Source organism: Collimonas sp. (genome assembly GCF_044339385.1).
In the GTDB taxonomy this organism is placed as follows: Bacteria; Pseudomonadota; Gammaproteobacteria; order Burkholderiales; family Burkholderiaceae_D; genus Collimonas.
Genome location: NZ_JBIIVN010000006.1, coordinates 1 through 20553 on the forward strand (window position 1 = coordinate 1; position 20553 = coordinate 20553).

General features: G+C 61.2%; 11 protein-coding genes. 10 read left to right on the forward strand and 1 reads right to left on the reverse strand.

What is annotated here, in order from left to right; genetic code table 11:
• The first annotated feature begins 169 nt into the window (after window positions 1–169).
• The 9 genes from ACIQ0R_RS00960 to ACIQ0R_RS01000 all read left to right on the forward strand — a co-directional run bounded on the left by ACIQ0R_RS00960 (window position 170) and on the right by ACIQ0R_RS01000 (window position 8668).
• Window positions 170–973 carry a GGDEF domain-containing protein gene (locus tag ACIQ0R_RS00960; protein ID WP_395822791.1) on the forward strand — a complete coding sequence of 268 codons (804 nt, stop codon included), beginning with the start codon at window positions 170–172 and terminating at the stop codon, window positions 971–973.
• Window positions 974–1007: 34 nt separating this feature from the next.
• A complete protein-coding gene (rraA, locus tag ACIQ0R_RS00965) occupies window positions 1008–1502 on the forward strand; it encodes a ribonuclease E activity regulator RraA (protein ID WP_395822793.1) in 495 nt (164 codons plus the stop codon).
• A 300-nt stretch (window positions 1503–1802) separates the two neighbouring features.
• Window positions 1803–2459: an RNA polymerase factor sigma-70 gene (locus ACIQ0R_RS00970; protein ID WP_395822795.1), complete on the forward strand. Its 657-nt coding sequence runs from the start codon at window positions 1803–1805 to the stop codon at window positions 2457–2459.
• A 71-nt stretch (window positions 2460–2530) separates the two neighbouring features.
• Entirely contained in the window at window positions 2531–2791 is a 261-nt protein-coding gene (locus ACIQ0R_RS00975) for an MbtH family protein (protein ID WP_395822797.1), read from the forward strand.
• Between the two features lie 61 nt (window positions 2792–2852).
• Window positions 2853–3875 carry a TauD/TfdA family dioxygenase gene (locus ACIQ0R_RS00980; RefSeq protein ID WP_395822799.1) on the forward strand — a complete coding sequence of 341 codons (1023 nt, stop codon included), beginning with the start codon at window positions 2853–2855 and terminating at the stop codon, window positions 3873–3875.
• The gene (locus ACIQ0R_RS00985) at window positions 3872–4708 is read left to right on the forward strand and encodes an ABC transporter ATP-binding protein (protein WP_395822801.1); all 837 of its coding nucleotides are present in this window, start codon (window positions 3872–3874) and stop codon (window positions 4706–4708) included. Before ACIQ0R_RS00980 ends, ACIQ0R_RS00985 begins: the two co-directional genes overlap by 4 nt.
• Entirely contained in the window at window positions 4705–6819 is a 2115-nt protein-coding gene (gene fhuB / locus ACIQ0R_RS00990; protein ID WP_395822803.1) for a Fe(3+)-hydroxamate ABC transporter permease FhuB, read from the forward strand. Before ACIQ0R_RS00985 ends, fhuB begins: the two co-directional genes overlap by 4 nt.
• Window positions 6820–6848: 29 nt before the next feature.
• The gene (gene fhuF / locus ACIQ0R_RS00995) at window positions 6849–7646 is read left to right on the forward strand and encodes a siderophore-iron reductase FhuF (RefSeq protein WP_395822805.1); all 798 of its coding nucleotides are present in this window, start codon (window positions 6849–6851) and stop codon (window positions 7644–7646) included.
• Entirely contained in the window at window positions 7643–8668 is a 1026-nt protein-coding gene (locus ACIQ0R_RS01000) for an ABC transporter substrate-binding protein (RefSeq protein ID WP_395822807.1), read from the forward strand. The genes fhuF and ACIQ0R_RS01000 overlap by 4 nt, the downstream gene beginning before the upstream one ends.
• A 109-nt stretch (window positions 8669–8777) precedes the next feature.
• On the opposite strand, the gene ACIQ0R_RS01005 is transcribed toward ACIQ0R_RS01000, so the two are convergent.
• Complete coding sequence (locus ACIQ0R_RS01005) at window positions 8778–10541, reverse strand: cyclic peptide export ABC transporter (RefSeq protein ID WP_395822809.1); 1764 nt, start codon at window positions 10539–10541, stop codon at window positions 8778–8780.
• 324 nt (window positions 10542–10865) lie between these two features.
• Here ACIQ0R_RS01005 and ACIQ0R_RS01010 point away from each other — a divergent pair, with 324 nt between their 5' ends.
• Entirely contained in the window at window positions 10866–20543 is a 9678-nt protein-coding gene (locus ACIQ0R_RS01010; RefSeq protein ID WP_395822811.1) for an amino acid adenylation domain-containing protein, read from the forward strand.
• Window positions 20544–20553 lie beyond the last annotated feature (10 nt).

A 20553-nucleotide genomic window follows, 5' to 3' on the forward strand; every position in this document is an offset into this window, starting at 1 on the left:
ACGATGCCATTGCGGGACTGGAAGGGAGCACTTAACCGCTTCACTATCCAGTTTGAAGAACGGATGAAGCCGAATTAAACGAAATTCCGTTTACACAAAATCCAGCACACCCTCGGCACGGCCGCTTATCAGTGGATCTTTTTCGAGCGAGTTCGGACAGATCGAGGTGGTGGCCCAAATCTATCGGGATGCCGCCGGGTTGGACTGGGTTGCCGTGGTCGCCTTGCCGCGTTCCGACTTCTCGGGAGCGATCAATTCCGGTGTCTACAAAAGCCTGTACCTGGGCTTGCTGGTGATCCTGCTGGCCTTGTTATTCGGCTATGCCATCTTGCGCTGGGCCTTGCCCGATATCCGCAAGCTGACCCTGGCCGTGCGCAGCATCGGCAGCGGCCGGCCGCTGGAAAAATTGAATATCGATCGCAAGGATGAGATTGGCGAGCTGGCGGAAAGCTTCCAGGAGATGGAGCGTCATTTGCGTACCGATCGCCTGACCAGCCTGCTCAACCGCGACTCCCTGATCGCGCAAATCGAATTCCGCCGCCGCACCGATGTCGAGCCGCATCTGTTCCGCTTTGCCGTGTTGTTCGTCGATCTCGATAAATTCAAGCAGGTCAACGATGAATATGGCCATGACGAAGGCGATCGGGTCTTGATCGAGGTCGGCTTGCGCTTGCAGAATGTCTTGCGCAAGGAGGGTGAAGTGCCGCGTTTCGGCGGCGACGAATTCATCGTCTATTTGCCAGGCGTGGCTGACGAGGAATCGGCATTGGCGATTTCCGAAAAAATCTATGCGGTGTTGAACAAGCCGATCCTGATGTCTAACGGCGAGTATTTCCAGGTTGGCGCATCAATCGTCGGCGCCCTGTATCCGGCTGACGGCCTGGATCTAGAAGCCTTGTTGAAGGTGGCTGACAAGCGGATGTATAGTGTCAAGAAATTCGGCGGTCCGGCGTTCTCAGTGGATCCCGAGTGATGCGATTCCGGATTTCTAACACGATGGGGATGTCATGACTTTTGCAACCACTGATCTTTGCGACGCCAACGAAGACAAGCTGGGCACGGCGGCTTTGGCGGTGCTGCCGCCGGTATTTATTTCGCTGGGCAAGCGCCAGGCGTTTGCCGGTCCGGCGCGAACCCTCAAGGTGCACGAGGATAATGTACTCGTGCGCAGCACATTGGAAACCGCCGGCGAGGGCCGGGTGCTGGTGGTCGACGGCGGCGGCAGCCTGCGCTGCGCGCTGGTCGGCGGCAATCTCGGTGTGTTGGCGCAGAAGAACGGCTGGGCCGGGATTGTCGTCAATGGTTGCGTGCGCGATTCGGCAGAATTGAATGTCTGCGATATCGGCGTACGAGCCCTGGCCTTGCACCCGCAGCGTAGCGTCCGTAAAGGGGTAGGGGAGCGCGATGTCAGCGTGTCAATAGCTGGCGTCACGGTGCGGCCGGGCGACTGGATTTATGCGGATGCCGATGGGGTGTTGGTAGCCGGCCAGAAGTTGCATTAAGTGGCTATCAGCTAAGAGGGAATGACCTCCTCGGTCCCGCACGTCAATGCTGTCGATTTGGCGGCACGGTTCCGTCGGCGCGACCCACCATTCTTTTCCATTTCATGAGATACGCTGCATGCCCGCCATTAGGTGAGCATGCAGCGCTCGCGCGCGTCCATGTTCGATGCGCTGAATCAGTCGGCATTCCAATTCATCGTAGACAGAGTACTTATATTTCATAAGGTTATTCTAAATCGTATTAAGAATGATTCGTATTTGTGTTACGCTAGGACGTCATCTTATCCAAGCGGAGTGAATATGGCGCAAATGCATGAGCGGACGAAACCATCGGCAGCGATGCCAATGTTGAACGTGAGTTCCGATGCATCGATTTCTGCCGCCCCCTTGCTTGATGCCCTTATCGCGAATCGCCCGCTGTTCGTCAATGTGGCGCGCAGCTTCGTCGGCTGCACCAGCCGTGCCGAAGACGTAGTCCACGATGTGTTCATCAAGCTTGCCGATCTTCCTGATCAGGATGTCGTGCGCCAGCCAGCCGCCTACGTGATGCGAATGGTGCGCAATGCGTCCATCGACGCCTGCCGTCGCCAGAATCTTGAAAATATCTACCGCGCCGATGAAGGCAGCGGCCTGAATATGCCTTCGCAAGAACCGTCACCGGAGGCCGCGCTGGAGGTGCGCGATACGTTGCGCCACGTATTCGCTGCATTGGCTCAGTTGCCGGCGCGTAGCCGCAATGCATTCGAAATGGTACGGCTGCGCGACGAAACGCTGCAGAGCACCGCACGTGCCCTCAACGTCTCGCAGACGCTCGTGCATTTCATGGTGCGGGATGCGCAACGGCACTGCAGCAACTGCCTGGAGGCTTGCGACCGCGGCGCCGCCATTCCTGCATTTCACAGCAATAACTCGCGCGATGCTAAAAAAATGCGCGCGCCAATCGTCTACTTAAAGTAGAGGTGGCGTTTGGGTGCAGTAAATCCTATCCGCCACCGTTTTTTTGAACGCATTTCGAGCGAGCTCCAACCATGACACAAGCACAGAATATTCCTGACGCCATTGCCAAAGAAGCGGACGGCGATGTTTACACCGTCGTGATCAACGACGAAGAGCAGTATTCGATCTGGCCGACGTTTCGCGCCGTGCCGGCCGGTTGGCGCGAGGTAGGAGTAAGCGGCCCGAAGGCAGTCTGCCTGGCGCACATCGAATCGGTCTGGACCGACATGCGGCCGGCCAGCTTGCGTCGTCACATGGATGGTGCTGCTGCGCCGAAGGCGCAAGTATCGTAATTTGCCGTGCCCGAGGTCGGGATCCGGCCCCGGTTGCACTGTTTCTGCAAGAGGATTTCGTATGACTACACTTTCCGTACCGCAGCTCACGCTTGATGATCTGCGGATCGAGCCGGGCTTGCCGACTATCGTCGCGCCGAAAGCCGGAGTGGATATTTCATTGGAAGAGGCGGCGCCGCTATTGCGGATGCTTGCTGACGACACCCTGGAAAAGGCCGGTGGCATCCTGTTTACCGGCTTTCGCGCGGCGCCGGTGGAAGCGTTCCAACGCTTTGCCGCATCCTTCGGCCACCCGCTGATCGGTTACGAATTCGCATCGACTCCGCGCAGCCAGGTGGAGGGCGCTGTATACACCTCGACCGAATATCCGCCGCATCGCTCGATTCCGCTGCATAACGAACAATCGTATACGCGAGAATGGCCGTTGCGCATCTGGTTCCAGTGCGTGCTTGCCGCACGTTCCGGCGGCGCCACGCCGATCGCCAACAGCCGCGCGATTTATCAGGCGCTTGATCTGGCGCTGATTGCGCGCTTTACCAAACGCGAACTGCTCTACGTGCGCAACTTTGGGCAGGGCCTTGATTTACCGTGGGAGCAGACCTTCGGCTCAAGCGATCCGCGTGTGGTTGAGCGTTATTGCGCCGCGCGCGGCATTGACTGCTTATGGCGTGACGGCGAGGACGGCGAGTTGTTGTTGCGTACGCGCGAACGCTGCCAGGCAGTCGCAAGCCATCCGCGCACCGGCGACATGGTCTGGTTCAATCAGCTCAATCTGTTTCATCTCTCTGCGCTGGATGAGGATATGCAGGAGACGCTGGTCGATGCAGTCGGTTTTGAGAATGTGCCGCGCAATGTCTTTTATGGCGACGGCGAACCAATCGAGGCCTCGGCGCTGGCTGAAATTCGTGGTGTGCTGGACCGCCAGCGCATCGTTTTCCCCTGGGTCGACGGCGACGTGCTGATGCTGGATAACATGCTGACGGCGCATGCCCGCGATCCGTTCGAAGGGCCGCGCAAGGTGGTGGTGGCAATGGCGCAAAGCTATAGTGAACCGAACGCCGGTCAGCGGCTGATGGCGCCATGATGAAAGCGGTGGGAGCGGCCCTGTTGGCGCGCTCGTTGACGGTCGCTTATCGTGAACAAGTGGTGCTTGACCAGCTGGACCTGAGTATCAAGGCCGGACGAATCACCGCCTTGTGCGGTCCCAATGGTTGCGGCAAAAGCACCTTGCTGCGCACACTTGCCGGGTTACAGCCGTTTCGTAGTGGCCAAGTGGAGGTGAATGGCGCCGCGCTGGGCTCGTACCGGCGGCGCGACCTTGCACGGGCGCTGACGATGCTGGCGCAATTCAATCAAATTCCCGCAGGATTGACCGTGCGCGAGCTGGTCGCCTATGGACGCTACGCATATGGTGGATGGCTACGTGGATTGACGCGTACCGACCAGGTGGCGGTCGACGAAGCACTGGACGCCAGCGGACTGGCCGATTATGCCGGGCGTGACGTGGCTGCTTTGTCGGGCGGTGAACGGCAGCGCGTGTGGATTGCCATGGCGCTGGCCCAGCAGGCGCTCATCGTGCTGCTTGATGAGCCAACCACCTATCTCGATATCCATCATCAACTCGATATCCTGTACGAACTGCGTCGCCTGAACCAGGAGCGCGGGCTGACGATCGTATGGGTACTGCATGACCTGAACCAGGCCGCCGCCTTCAGCGACGAGATGGTGCTGATGCGCGCCGGCCGCATTGTTGCGCATGGCTCGCCCGATGCGATGCTTGAGCCGCATTATCTGAACCAGACCTTCGATGTGCCGATGCTGAAGATTGCCCACCCGCAGACGGGCGCGCCGATGTGTGTGCCTGCCTATCAGGGAGCGATCGATCCGGCCCGGGCCGGCAAGGACCTCGCGGCATGAGTGCATCGGCGGTATTCCGCTCGTCGCGCCCGCCTGGTCCTGGGGCGCTGCTCAGCAGCCGGCAGGCGCCGATGAAGAGCAGGGTGGCTGTCATTGCGGCGGCGCTGATCGTGTTGATCATCGTTACAGCGGCAATTCGTCTTGCTCCCGGCGTGCAATTCTGGCTGGCGGCGTCCGCGCAGGGCGGCGACGCCGCCACGCTGAGCCGTATCTTGTTGTTCGACTTGAGTATGCCGCGGGTAGCGGCGGCGCTGGTCGCCGGCGCTTGTCTCGCGGTAGCGGGGACGCTGTTCCAGGCTATCACACGCAACCCGCTGGCCTCGCCCGATCTGCTCGGCATCACCGGCGGCGCCCAACTGGGCCTGCTTGCCGCCATGATTGTGCCGGCACTGGCCGGGGTGGCGTCGGTGCCGTTGTTGTTTGGTTGCGGCCTGGCTGCTGCGCTATGCGTGGTGGCAGCGGCGGGATGGCGCGCGACGCCGTTACGTCTGGTGCTGGCCGGCAGCGTGTGCATGTTGCTGTTTTCGGCGATTAGTACGCTGGTGCTGGCGTTTTTCGAACAAAGCATAGCCGGCGCTGCGCTTTGGGCCAGCGGTAGTCTTTACCAGCCAGGGGCGAGCGGGCTGAAGACCGCCATGGGTTGGCTGTTGCTGCCGTTGCTGGCGTTGCCATTCGTGATCCGCCCGCTCAATCCGCTGGTTCTCGGCGATGATGCCGCTACCGCTGCCGGAGTGCGAATCGACGCCGCGCGCAGCGTAGCGATGGTGGTCGCGGTCGGTTTTGCGAGCGTTGCGGTGAGCATTGCCGGGCCATTGTCGTATGTAGGTTTGATCGCACCGAATTTGCTGCGCCAGATACGCGGCGCAAAATCCTCGAAGCTGGCGGCGTTGGTGCCGTTGTCGGCATTGGTGGGCGGCGCGCTGGTGCTGGTGACCGATAGCGCCGTGCTGGCGCTGGACTTGGACGCCACATTGTCGACCGGGGTAGCGATTGCGTTAGTTGGCACGCCGCTGATGCTGGCAATGATCCGCAGCGGTGCAGCATGGGCTGGCGCCATGGGCAAGGAACAGGAGCCGCCGGCGTCGGCAGCGCGAACGCGCTGGATGTTGGCGCTGGCCGCGCTGCCATGGCCGATGATCGCTGGCGGTTTGCTGTTGACCAGTGCCGCACTGCCGTTCGTCGGCGCTTCGCTGGGGGCGAGGATGATTGATCCGGTTAGCTGGCTTGCGGCCTTGGATGGTCGCGACGAGGTAACGCGGATGCTGCTTGACCTGCGTGTGCCGCGCTTGCTGTGTGCACTGCTGGCTGGGGGCTTGCTGGCCGCCAGTGGGGTGCTGATGCAGAGCATCGTGCGCAATCCGCTGGCCGGGCCAGAAGTGCTGGGCGTGACGCAAGGCGCGGGATTGGCAACATTCATCGCCCTCATTTTCTGGCCCTTCGCTGCCCATTCGACACTTGCTGTCGCCGCGTTGGTCGGCGGCGGCGCTACCCTGATGCTGACCCTGCTGCTGAATCGCCGCCATCGTTACGCGCCGCTGGCCGTGGCATTGACCGGGCTGGTTCTCGGCACCCTGTGGACTACCTTGTCGCAGTGCCTGATCACGCAGCAGAGCGTACAGCCGGCGCGATTCGTGGTGTGGCTGGTTGGCGGCACCTATGGTCGCAGCTGGGGGGAAGTGATTACACTGCTGCCTTGGTGTCTGTTGGCATTGCCAGTGCTGGCATTGCTGGCGAAGCCGCTCGACCTGCTTGCACTCGGCGACGAACAAGCCGCAAGTCTGGGCTTGCCGATCGCCGTCTTAAGGCCGCTGGTGTTGACGGTTGCCACGCTTGCCGCGTGTGCAGCGGTGGCGGCGGTGGGGCCGGTCAGCTTTATCGGCTTGATGGCGCCGCATCTGGCTGCAATGCTCGGCGCTCGCAGCCATCGTACACGCTTGTGGTTGGCCGCTGCCTGCGGCGCCTTGCTGTTGGCGTTAGCCGATGTCGCCGCTCGCACGCTGCTGGCGCCGCGCGAGATCCCAGCCGGCGTGCTGACCGCCATGATCGGCGCGCCTTATCTGCTGGCGTTGCTGATCATGCAGGTTCAGCGGGAGAAAAGAGGGGGGCGGTAATGGACATGCAGCTACCGGCCGGATTGCATATGCAATCACCCGCGCATTGCATGGCGGCGGTGGCGCCGGAATCGATGGCGCCTCATCTTGAACATGTCTGGCTTGGCGGCCCTGCCGAAAATCAGGGCGCATCGGTGGCCGGCGACAATGCGGAAGACACACTTTGTATTCCGCTGACGCAGCTTGGTGCACATCGGGCTGATCTGCTGGACGCCATGGCGCTGCAGTATGGTGGCGACGCAAATATCCATGCGCCCGCACTCCTGTCGCAATGGAGCAAATACTATTTCTGGCTGGCGGCGCCAGCCGGCGTCGCTGCGATATTGTTGCGCCGTCCACTCGATATGGCGCCGGCGCGCACCCGGCTAGTGCTGCGCGGCGGAATGCCGGTTGCGCCCCACTTCGCCGACGACGCGCTGCAGCCAGTCGAAGCGGACTGTTCACGTTGCTACTCGTCGCTGGTTGGACATCTGCAGGCAGTGATCGAGATGCTGGCAGGCATGACGCGGATTGCGCCACGAGTATTCTGGAGCAATGCCGGCAACCTGCTAGATTATCTGGCCGGCCAATGTGCGACATTGCCGGGCGCCGCAGACGATATGGCGCGCCTGTTCCAGTCGACAACTGTCGACGGCGAATCCAATCCTTTACGCATGCCGGTGCGTCATGTCCAGCCTCGTACGACGCTATTGCCCAACCCGTTTCGCGCGCGCCGCGTATGCTGCATGCGCAATCAGATTCCAGGAGAGATACATTTGTGTGGAAGCTGTCCATTACTGCTGACGATGCCCGACGACGAGTTGGCGCAGCAGGACTCGTTACGATGAGGACCGGCGTGCGGCGGTTTCGCGTGGCGACGATCATGGCATGTGCCGCGCTGTCCTGTTATGTTGCACACGCCGCACGCGCTGCGGATACCTCCAGCCGTACTGTTGGCGTTGCCTCTTGCGGTCCTCTGGCCAGCAACCCCACCGTGTCGCAATTTCATCCAACGATGCCGAAACGGCCGCAGCGCATTGTCGTGCTCGAATTCATGTTCGGCGAAGACCTGGCTGCACTGGGCATGACGCCGGCCGGCATGGCCGACGCCGCCAGTTATGCCGGATGGTTTGACTATGACAAACAGCGCCTGGCGCGCGTGCCGGATGTCGGTACACGCCAGGAACCTAGCTTCGAAGCGATTGCAGCGCTGCAGCCGGACCTGATTCTCGGGGTCGGACTGCGGCATGCATCGATATTCGCGGCGCTGGACCGAATCGCGCCAACCGTGCTGTTCCAGTACAGTCCCGATCTGGAAAAGAGCGGCGTATCGCTGACCCAGTTCGACTGGACCCGCAAAATATTCCAGACTATCGCTTGCCTTACCGGGCGTGAAGAACTGGCGCGACAGGTCGAAGCCAGAGTCGACGCCGGACTGGCGCGCAATGCGCAGCGGATTGCTCAGGCAGGCCGCAGCGGAGAGCAGGTCGCATGGCTGCAGGAACTGGGGTTGACCGATCGTTACTGGGCTTTCACTGGCAACAGCATGGTGGGCGGTGTGGCGAATGCGTTGGGCTTGCGGCTTGGCTATGCCGAGCCGACGCGCGAGGGAACCACATATGTGACATCGGAGGATCTGCTCAAGAAGCCCGATCTAGCCATATTTTTTGTCAGCGCCACCGGACCTGAAGTGCCGCTCGCCACCAAGCTCGATTCGCCAATCTGGCCTTTTGTCCCTGCACGACGGGCTGACCGGGTGGCGTTGGTCGAGCGCAATCTCTGGGTGTTTGGCGGGCCGATGTCAGCATTGCGCCTGGCCGATACGATGACCGACAAATTGCTGGCATTGCCGCTGCCGCTAAAACGTTGATGGCAGCGCTGCTATTTTCTAAATAGCTGCCATCCCAATATTTCGCTTGCATTGTCCGAAGCAGGAACCGCAACCCACTTCTGGGTGCGGTTCCTGGCCGGTTTCATGTTCAGCCTTCGGTGCCGTTGGCTGCAGCAGCGAATAATGGCGCCGGTGCAAGCTGCGCGCCATGCGTTTCGCTGATGATGCTGCCATTGTCCAGTTTCAGCACGCGATCGGCGAGCGGGAAATAGCGGTCGTCGTGGGTGATCACCAGGACCGTCTTGCCGCGCGCGCACAATTCCGGCAGCAATTGTTCATAGAACACCGCCTTGAATGCGGGATCCTGATCGGCCGCCCATTCGTCGAACAGGTAGAACGGCCGATCCTCCAGGTAGGCCACCACTAAAGCCAGGCGTTTGCGTTGACCAGTGGAGAGAGCCCGGGTCGAGAATGCACCGTTGACTACCTGCGCCTTGTGATCCAGCGCCAGCTTGGCGACCAGTGCATTGGCCCGTGCGTCGGCTTGTGCGCGTGACGGATCGTTAGGATCGATGATGCCAAGCAGTGCATCGAACAGGTGAAAGTCATTGAACACTGCGGTGAAGCGCTCGCGGTAAGCGGCGCGCTCGGCAGAGCCGATGGGCTGGCCATCCACTTCGATCACGCCGTCTTCCGGTTCGTAGAGTCCGGTAAGCACTTTAGCCAACGTGGTCTTGCCGCTGCCGTTGCCGCCGACCAGGAATACCAGTTCGCCCGGCTTGAAGGTCAGGTTGATCGGTCCGACGCTGAACATCCGTTCGTCGCGTTCGTGGAAATACGAGTGGGTGACATCGCGCAAGGTCAGTGTCTTGAACGGTGCATGCGATGCACTTTCGCTCGGTACAGCCAGGGTACGCAGGTTGCCGAACTCTTCCATCACTTTTTCGATCCGGTCCAGCGATACCCGAGCCGCATTCAGGGTTGGCACGTTATTGAGCAGTCCATCGAGCGGCAGTAGCATGAACAAGAAAACAACAATATAGCCAGAGGCAGCCGCCGGATCGGCGTGTACACCTAGCGTCGGCCAGAATGCTGCGGCGCCGAGGAAGACATAAAACAGGAAGACGATCCAGCCGACGCCGACCGCATAGGCACTGAAGGCGCGCCGGCGATGATCGCGCACCTCGCCGATGGCGGCGCCAAGCTGGCCGTCCAGGAACTGGCGCGCGCGCGCCTGGTGCAGCTTGAGTTCCTTGGCGCCGGTGAACAATGCGCCGAGATAGCGGAACAGCTTGTCTTGCGACTGGCCGGCCGCTTCCAGCGAGGCAATCGCGCGCTTGTCGCCGGTGTGATATCCGATCGAGCCAACCACGATGGCCGTCAGCGCGAGCAGGCAGACCGGCCATGACAGCCAGGCCAGATAGCTCAGGCAACCGAATACGATCGAACCGTGCATCACGATGTTGGGCAAGGCGAAAAACAGCATCGAGACATTGGTGGCGTCGTCGGTCAGCACCGATTGCACGGGGGCGGCGCCAATTCTTTCGACATCGCGCAACTCGGCCGCGGCGACGCGCTTGGCGACATGCTCGCGCAGTTGCGCCATGGTGTCTTGCGAAAGTCGTGCGAACAGCACGCCGGTAATGACGCGGGTGACCAGCGCTATCGCTGCGCAGAGGCCGAAACGCAGGGCCAGCTCGCCGTCAGCAGCCGCTGACCCGGAGAGTGCGCGATTCAGGGTCGCCACCAGCAGCACGCTGGCAATACCGTTCAGTACACAGGCAGTCAAGGCAATGGCGAGTGCGCCGCGCGAGCGTTTCAGCAGCGCCAGGATAAGGCGCATGGCCGGCTTGGCCGGGGCGGAATTAGAGGGGGCGGGCGGGGAAGCGTAAGGCTGGTTGGCAGCGGTCATCGGCAGTCAATCGTTTGGGGTTGTAAAAAAGGACGCGGTTGAGCGGACTACGGCTCTTATCACTGATGACGAATGACTGCCCCAAATCTTTAGGCCGTTTTTAGTTCATTGCCGCCATTGGGAAGAAAAAGAGGAAAAAACAACTTTCTGACGGAATTGACTAAAGATTCCGACGCCTGGTTCGTCAATCCAGCAAAGAGGCCTTACTTGCGGCCGGACTTGTCGTGGCGCTTAGCCACTGAGGGCGCTTGATGCGCGGTCCGGCATAACCCGCCGCTGCGGCTTCATCGTTGACAAAGCATTACACAAAAGGATTTTATGCCTATGACGCGCTTTCCGATCGCATTGCACCACCAAATCCGTGCGCAGGCACGTCTTGACCCCGATGCGCCGGCGTTGGCGTCGTTCTCGCCGCACGCCGTGCGGATGTCGCGCGACGATTTGGATCGGCGCGCTGCGCGGCTTGCGGCTAGATTGCGGGCATCTGGTGTATCGACCGAGGTGCGGGTCGGCGTGTGTGTCGAGCGTTCTTGCGACTTATTTGTGGCATTGCTAGCTGTATTGAATGCAGGCGGCGTGTTCGTCGCGCTGGATCCTCGCCATCCGGCCGCGCGCCTTGACTGGATAGTCCAGGACGCCGGGCTTGCCCATGGCATCGTTGACGCGACAGCCGATGCCGCCATGCGGGCGCGATTCTCGCGCTGTTTTGTGGTTGGCAATGAAGAGTTGGATGCCGGTAGCGATTTGTACCTGGACGAGGGCGATGCACCGGTACATCCACACAGTGCGGCTTACATGATTTATACATCCGGTTCTACCGGCACGCCGAAGGCGGTAGTGGTTGAGCATGGACCGCTTGCCGTGCACTGCGATGCGTTGAATGCTTCGCTGCCTATCGACCCCAGCGATCGATTGCTGCATTTCGCATCGGTGAATTTCGATGTGTCGATCGAGGCCTGGCTGGCGCCGTTGTCAATTGGCGCCAGCGTCGTGATCAGCGATCCGCCGCCGTTCCCGCCCGAAACTGCGCGCCAGGTCATGGAACGGGAGGGTGTCACCAATACGACGCTGCCACCGGCATATCTGCGTGAATTTGCCCTGGCGTGCGAACGTTCCGGCGTGCCATCGGCGTTGCGCGTGCTGCTGTTCGGTGGCGAGGCGATGTCGCAGGATACTTTTGAAGAAATTCGCCGCGTGTTTCCGGCAATTCGCCTGGTGAATGGTTACGGGCCTACTGAAGCGATCATTTCGCCAATGCTTTGGCCGGTCGATCCTGCCGACCTGCCGATCCTTGAGCAAGGCAACGGGTATACATCGTTACCGATCGGCCGGCCGATCGGGCCGCGGGTCGCCAGGATAGATGAGGTTGCGGCTGGGGCAGAAGGCGAGCTGTTGCTTGGCGGGCTATGTCTGGCGCGCGGCTACCACGGCCGGCCAGCGCTCACCGCAGAACGTTTCCTGCCGGATCCGAGCGGCGCGCCAGGTAGCCGTATCTATTGCACCGGCGACCTGGCGCGAGAGCGCCCGGACGGCTCCTTTGACTATCTAGGTCGTATCGATGACCAGGTGCAGGTCCGCGGCGTGCGGGTGGAGCCCGGCGAGATCGCCGCCTGCCTGCTGGCGCATCCGGACATCGCCGACGCGGCTGTGCTGGCGGAACCGGTGAGCGGACGCACGCAACTGATCGCGTGCGTGGCACTGAGTGCGGCGCTGGACGATCAGCAACTGAAAGAATACCTGGCGCAACACCTGCCGCCGGCCTGGCTGCCGCACCGTTTTGTGCGTCTTGAGCATCTGGCTTACACACTCAACGGTAAACTGGACAAGGCCTCGTTGCGCGCTGCCGTGGCCGCGCAACCGCTTGCGATTGGTGAAGATCACATCGCGCCGGAAACAGCCGTCGAGCGCAACCTGGCGGAATTGTGGCAAAGGCTGCTTAACGATCCAGCACCTATCGGTCGCGAAGACCGCTTCTTTGCACGTGGCGGCGATTCGCTCGCGGCGATGCAGATGCAGGTAGCAATCCGGGTCGAATGGCGCGTCAACCTGCGGCTGGATGCGCTGTTCGATAATCCTTCGTTTGCTGAGCTGGCGTTGCTTATCGAGCGCAGCGATATCGAAACGCAGGCGTATCGCATTCCGGCGCAACGCGGCTTGCTGAGCAACGGCGGCGCTTCTTATGTCGACTATCCTGTCTCCTACGCGCAGCAGCGTTTCTGGGTACTGGCGCAGACCCGCGACGCCGGAGCTGCCTATCATATCGCCGTGGATTGGGATGTGAGCGGTGTTCTGCAACTTGATGTGCTGCAGCGTGCGCTCGATCACATGATGGAAAGGCATCAGGCCTGGCGCACTACGCTGGTCGAAAATGATGATGGCATCGTGATGCAGCGGATTCATGCGCGTCTTCCTGTGCCCATCGTTCATGTCGATTTAAGTTCAAACGACGTAGCCGAGCGCATGCAAAAACTGGCCGATATAGCGGAAACCCACGTGGCGGCAGGCTTCGATTTGTCCAATGGTCCGCTGGTGCGAGCAACACTGGTGACGCTTGGCGATGCCGCGCAGCGCCTGATGCTGACCACCCATCATGCCGTCAGCGACGGCTGGAGTTCGCGTTGCGCATTCCAGGAGTTGACTGCAGCCTATACGGCGTTTGTCAGCGGCGATGAGGTCGCCTTGCCCGCATTGCCGATTCAATATGCCGATTACGCCCAGTGGCAGCGCGACACGCTGGCAGCAGGCGAGGGCGAGCGTCAGCTCGGCTATTGGCGTAACGCATTGCGCGACGCACCGCCGCCGCTGGCGCTGCCACTTGACCGTCCGCGCAGCGCCGAACGCGATTATCGCGGCGGCCGCGTCGTGTTGCGTCTGTCAGAGGAAATTTCAGGTGCGGTGCGCGAACTCGCTCGGCGCGCACGCACGTCGCCATTTGCGGTGTTGCTGGCGGCATTCGACGCCTGGTTGTATCGCTTGACCGGAACCGCCGACATTGTGGTCGCCGTGCCGGCAGCGCATCGACAGTATGCAGAAACGATGCCGTTGCTCGGCCTGTTCTTGAATACCTTGGCATTGCGCGCGCACGTGACGCCGAAACAGCCGTTTTCGGCGCTGTTGGATGCGGTACGGGCAACCGCGTTGGATGCGTTTTCATGCCAAGATGTGCCGTTTGATCAGGTCGTCGATGCCGTGAAACCGCCGGTGCGGCGCGGCGACGAATGGCTCAGGGTCAAATTCGCACAACAATTCGATCTGGCATTAACTGCCGATCTGCCAGGCGCTACGGTTCGCATGTCGCCGGGCCTGGACCTTGCGGCGCGTTTCGATCTGGCCCTGGATTTTACCGACGATCCGCGCGGCATCGAACTGATTGCTGCCTATGCGCTGGATGGCATTGATGCAGGCACGGCGCAGGCTTGGCTGCACAGTTACGCTGCGCTGGTCACCGATGCGGTAAGCGATCCGACTCGGAAAATTGTCGATTTGGATTGTGCAGAGAGTGTTGATGTCAACGCCGCACGGCATGGCCGCGCGTTGCCGCCGGCATTCGATAGCGTGCTGGTGCAGTTTGCGCGGCATGTCGGTGAAACGCCGCACCGGATTGCATTGGCGGACGCCGATACACAACTGACGTTCGCCGAACTGGACGACGCTTCGGATCGCGTCGCATTGGCGTTACAGCAACACGGAGCAGCGGCAGAGCGGCCAATCGCCATCAGCATCGAGCGCTCCGTGCATTTTGTCGTGGCCTTGCTCGCCGTGCTCAAATCCGGATCGTACGCTGTGCCGCTCGATCCAGCGCTGCCGGCAGAGCGCCTGGCCAGCGCGATCAATGCCTGTCAGTCGCAGCGGGTATTAGTTGCACGCCGAGCTGATGATGTCTCTCACATCGGTGGCGCACAAGCGCTTGGACTGGATGAGTTGGCGCAAACGCCGTGCGCGATGAGCGGTGCCGCCAAACGGTTGCCGCCGATGCCGGAACAGGCGGCTTATCTGGTCTATACCTCCGGTTCAAGCGGCAGCCCCAAGGGCGTGACGGTTTCCCATCGGGCGCTGGCAGATTATGTGCAGGGAATGCTGGATGAACTGTCCTTCTCCGCCGAAGCGTCGATGGCGATGGTTTCCACGGTAGGCGCTGATCTGGGTCATACGACTTTATTCGGCGCATTGTGCTCCGGACGCACGCTGCACTTGTTGCCGGCCGAATGCGCATTCGATCCGGACCGTTTTGCCCATGAAATGCGCACACGCAAGGTCGGTGTGTTGAAAATCGTCCCAAGCCATCTGCACGCACTGCTCGATGCGCAACGGCCGGCTGACGTGTTGCCGCCGCACGCCATCGTGCTGGGCGGCGAAGCATTGCCTTGGGCGCTGGTTGCACGCATTGAGGCGCTCAAGCCGGGCTGCCGCGTGATCAATCATTATGGCCCGACGGAAGCAACGGTTGGCGCCTTGGCGTGCGACACGTCGGCGCTAGCACAGGCCGGCCTGCGTGCAGAAATGTCGTCATCGACGCGGAGCGTACCGCTCGGTAGCCCGTTGCCGAATGCCCATGCTTATGTGTTTGACGCACACGGCGCCAGCATACCGAGCGGCGCGGTCGGCGAACTGTATCTCGGCGGCCCTGGCGTTGCGCGCGGCTATCTTGGGCAAGCGGCGATGACCGCCGAACGATTCGTGCCGCATCCCTTCGCGCCGGGCGAACGTCTGTACCGCACTGGCGATCGTGTGCGGCTGCGTGCCGATCAGCGGCTGGATTTCCTGGGGCGCATTGACGACCAAGTAAAAATCCGCGGCTATCGGGTCGAGCCTGGCGAGGTCAGTGCAGCGTTGCACGGGCTGCAAAGCGTGGCCCAGGCGGAAACGGTGGCGGTCGAGCAAGAAGGACGCTTGCGCCTGGCTGCATTTGTCACGCCGCTCGTAGGCGCAAAACTCGACGTTGCGTCGGTGCGCGCAGCATTGGCGGCGCGTTTGCCGGACTACATGGTGCCGGCGCAGTTGATCTTGCTGGATGTCCTGCCGGTGACGCCTAATGGCAAGGTTGATCGCCAGGCATTAAGGACATTGGCGGTCTCGCCCGCGCCTGCCGAAGCAGCAGGCGATGCGCCAAGCGGGGCCGTCGAAGAAACCCTGGCGGCGGTCTGGAAAGAAGTGTTGAAAGCCGGAACGATCGGGCGTGAAGACAATTTCTTCGAACTGGGTGGCGATTCGATCCTGGTGCTGCAGGTGATCGCCAGGTCACGCAAGCGCGGTGTGCGTTTCACGCCGAAGCAGTTGTTCGATGGCCCGACAATTCGACAACTGGGGCAGGTGGCCACGGTGACTGAAAGCGCCGCAACGGCGCAGCAAACGAAGCCAAGTGAATCCGGAAAACCGAATGGCGTTGAGAAATTGATATTGACGCCAGCTCAACTGCGGTTTTTCTCGTTAGACATTCCGCGGCGCGGCCACTGGAACCAATCGGTCAGGTTCGATCTGCACGAGCCGTTTGATCTTGACGCTTTCGCCCGCGCATTTGAGGGATTGCTCTCGCATCACGAGATATTCAAGCAACGCTTTGCCAAGGATGACGCCGGATCATGGCGTATCAGCAGGGCGGCGCAGGCCTTCGATACTTTGCCATTGGCGGTCGCCGCAGTACTTGATGAGGGCGACGCACTGACACAATTTAATGTGCTGCAGAGCATGCTCAAGCTGGAGCACGGCCCGCTGGCCTGCGCCTTTGCCGCAACCTTGCCCGACGGCCGGACACTGGTCTACCTGGCGATTCATCACGTAATCGTCGACGGCGTTTCCTGGCGCGTGCTGCTGGAAGATCTTGATGCGGCATATCGGGCTGCGCGTGAACGCCGCAGCATGCGTTTTCAGACGACGGGAAGCAGTGTGCAGGAATGGGCCGCGCGGCTTGCCGGCGCAGCTGTCGATGCGGGTTCACCGTTCCTGGCTGAGTTGCCGTATTGGGCATCGCTGGCAACGCAGCACGATGATTTGCCGCTGGATCACCCGCACGCGTCGGCAACCAACGCCGATGCAGAAGTGGTGATGCAAGCACTGGATGCGGAACTGACACGCGCCGCGCTGACCGAGGCGAATGCGGCATATCGTACGCAAATGATTGACGTGCTGATTGCTGCGCTGGCGCAAGCCATCGGCGCACACGCCGGAACCGCATCGTGCCGCCTTGAACTGGAAGGACACGGCCGCGAAGCGCTGTTTGACGATCTCGATGTCAGCCGTACGCCTGGCTGGCTGACGAGCCACTACCCGGTTTCCTTCACGGTCGGAGATACAGGCGTCGCAACACTCTGTGCGGCCAAAGATGCGTTGCGTGCAGTGCCGAACAAGGGGCTCGGTTTCGGCGTATTGAGCCATTATGGCGACGCATTGACGCGCGCTGCGCTTGCCGAAGTACCGCGTCCGCATGTGACATTTAACTATTTGGGACAGTTCGACGCGCCGCGCGATGCGGCACTGGTGCCCAACTTCGGCGGTGCCGGGCAAGAGCGCGATCCTGCCGGCCCGCTCGGCAATGCGCTGGCTATACATGCCTATATCGATGCGGACGGTCCGCGCACCTTGAAGGTGCACTGGGTTTACGGCAAGACACAATTCGAACGTGCGACGATCGAAGCCTTGGCTCAGCGCTTTGAAACAACGCTTGCCGACATGACGGCAGCCTGTGCCGCGCGCCTGGCGCGGAGCGGAGCTTGCGCCACACTCGCCGACTATCCGCTGGCGCGCGTTGCGGGCTTCACACAAGCTGCGTTGGAACGTTTGCCGTTGGACCTGCGTACGATCGAAGATGCATATCCTTTGTCGCCGATGCAGCAGGGCATCCTGTTCCAGTCATTGCTTGCGCCTGAGCAGGCCACCTATGTCAATCAATTGGTCGCCACGTTGATTGCGCCGGATGTGGCGCGCCTGCGTGCCGCTTTTGAAGCAACGGTGGCGCGGCATGACATATTGCGAACCGGATTTACGCCGGACGAAGCGATACCGGTGCAGATTGTCCATCGTCAGGCAAGAATGCCGGTTGAAATCCTCGATTGGCGCGGGCAGCAAGAGGTAGTTGAAACCGCATTCAATGCATGGCTCACCGCCGATCGGGTACGCAGTTTCGACCTAGCTGTACCACCGCTGATGCGCGTGGCGCTGATTCGCTTCACGGAAGACGAATGGCGTCTGGTCTGGGCCCGGCATCATCTGTTGCTCGATGGTTGGAGTACGGCACGATTCTTTGCCGAGGTTCTGCGCGACTATATCGAGCCACAACGTCCCCAGCTGTTTGCCGCTGCGCCGAAAACATGCTACCGCGACTTCATCGCGTGGCTCGGCGCGCGCGATATTGGCGCCGAGCGCGCTTTCTGGCTGCAACGTCTTGCGCATCTTGAACAACCGACATGCGTTGCCACGATAGCCGGTCCAGATTTCGCAAGCGACACTCAAGCAGGAAATCGTGTTTGGCGCGCACAATTTTCAGCCGATGTGACGCAGCGCATGAACGACACCGCGCGTCGTCTGAAAGTGACGCTCAACACCCTGGTACAAGGCGCTTGGGCGCTGGCGCTGCAACGCATGACGAACCAGGCAACGGTAGCGTTCGGCGCTACGGTAGCAGGCCGCCCCGATGCGTTGCCGGATGCCGATACCGTACTGGGTCTGTTCATCAATACCTTGCCCGTCATAACGACTCCTGCGCCTGGAGTTTCGGCCGCGACGTGGCTGCATCAGCTGCAAAGCGACAATGCCGCTGCCGCCGAACACGCGCATACGCCGCTGTATGAAATCCAGCAATGGGCGGGGCACGGTGGTGCACTGTTCGATACGTTGCTGGTGTTAGTGAACTATCCGGTCGATGAAGCCTGGCAAGGACGTGACGAGCGCGCGCTCAGGATGCGCGACCTGCGCAATATTGAAGCCACCGATTTTGCCTTGACGCTGGTGATAGAGGCAGGAGCGACCCTGACGATTGACTACGGCTACGATGCGGCGCGCATCGACCAGGCTCGCGTCGTCGAGTTGCATCAGGCATTTGCCGCTGCCGTCGCCGGTATCCTCGCGCGGCCGGAGGCAGCGCTTGGTGTGCTGTCCGTGATCGCTGCAGGTGACCTTGTCGCCCTGGAACAACATAACGCCACAGCGCAGGAGTGGCCTGATCGGCAGCAGTTGGCGTTGCATCGGCAATTCGAATGCGCCGTCCGCGAGACGCCTGAGGCGATAGCGCTGGAATTCGTCGACGGCCGGTACGTGCAGAAGATGACTTACCGCGAGCTTGATGAACGTGCAAATCGCGTCGCTGCCGCACTCGTGGCAGCTGGTGTACAGCCCGACACGGCCGTTGCGCTGTGCGTTGAGCGTTCGTTCGATATGGTGGTGGCGCTGATGGCCGTGCTCAAGTCCGGCGCAGCCTATCTGCCCGTGGATCCGGATTATCCTGCCGAGCGCATCGCTTACATGCTCAACGACGCACAACCCGCAGTAGTGATCACGCAAGCGCACCTGCGCCCGCGCGTTCATGCTGCGGTAGAGCGTCCAGGCACGCGCATCCTGACGGTGGATGAGTTGATGCAAGGCGGGAAAAAACTGGTTCAGCCAATTGATGTCGCGGCAGAGCAGCTGGCGTATCTGATCTATACATCCGGTTCTACCGGCAAGCCGAAGGGCGCCGGCAATACGCACCGCGCGCTGGCCAACCGGATTGCGTGGATGCAGTCCGTCTACCAGTTGCAACGCGATGACGTGGTGCTGCACAAGACGCCGTTCGGCTTTGACGTATCGGTCTGGGAATTCGTCTGGCCGCTTGCAGTCGGTGCCAAACTGGCGATTGCAGCGCCGGGCGATCATCGCGATCCGGCCCGGCTGGTCTTGGCGATCGACACACATAAAGTGACAACTTTGCATTTCGTGCCTTCGATGTTGGCAGCCTTTGTGGCTTATCTGGACGACTTCGAGGCCGCAGCACGTTGCGCCAGCATCGAACGGATAGTCGCCAGCGGCGAAGCATTGGCGCCGGAACTGGTGGCGCGGGTTGCTAGGTTGTTGCCGAATGCGCAACTAGTCAATTTGTACGGTCCGACCGAGGCTGCCATCGACGTTTCGCATTGGACCTGCACGGCAGCCGACGGACGCGCGGTTTCGGTACCGATCGGCCATCCCATCGCCAACCTCCAGTTGCATGCGCTGGATATCGCGCTGCAGCCGACGCCGCAAGGCGGAGTGGGCGAACTGTATCTGGGCGGTGTTGGCCTTGCCCGCGGCTACCTTGGTCGGCCTGCGTTGACGGCCGAACGCTTTGTGCCCGATCCGTTCGTGCCGGGCGCACGCCTGTACCGCACTGGCGACCTGGCGCGACGCCGAACCGATGGCGCGCTCGATTACCTTGGTCGCATCGACACCCAGGTGAAGTTGCGCGGCCAGCGCATTGAACTAGGTGAAATCGAAGCCTTGCTGCGGATCGCGCCCGGTGTGCGCGACGCTGTCGTGATCGTACGCGAAGAACAATTGGTGGCTTACGTGGCGCGCGCACCGGAAACGGCGCTTGATCAGGAAATGCTGTTGGAGATACTGCGTGCTCAGTTGCCTGCTTATATGGTGCCGGCGCAGATCATCGAAATGGACGCGCTGCCCGTGACACCCAACGGGAAGTGCGATCGCAATGCCTTACCTGTTCCTGTACGCCAGAAAAAGATCGCAGTTGCCTTGCGCACCGATACCGAGCACACGCTTGCCGCCATCTGGCAGCGCGTGCTGCGCCTGGATGCTGTTGATCGCGACGACGATTTCTTTATGCGCGGCGGCCACTCGCTGCTGGCGATCCAGGCCAACGCCCAGGTCAATCTGCACTGGGGCCTGATGCTGCCGCTGCGCACGCTGTTCGACGAACGCACGCTGGAACGCTGTGCGGCCGTGATCGACCAGACGCTTGCAGAGCGCGGCGCGAACGGTGGAACAGACGCCGCCAGCGCGATTGATGCCTTGCTGGGCGAACTGGAAATGGAATGAGGATTCACTG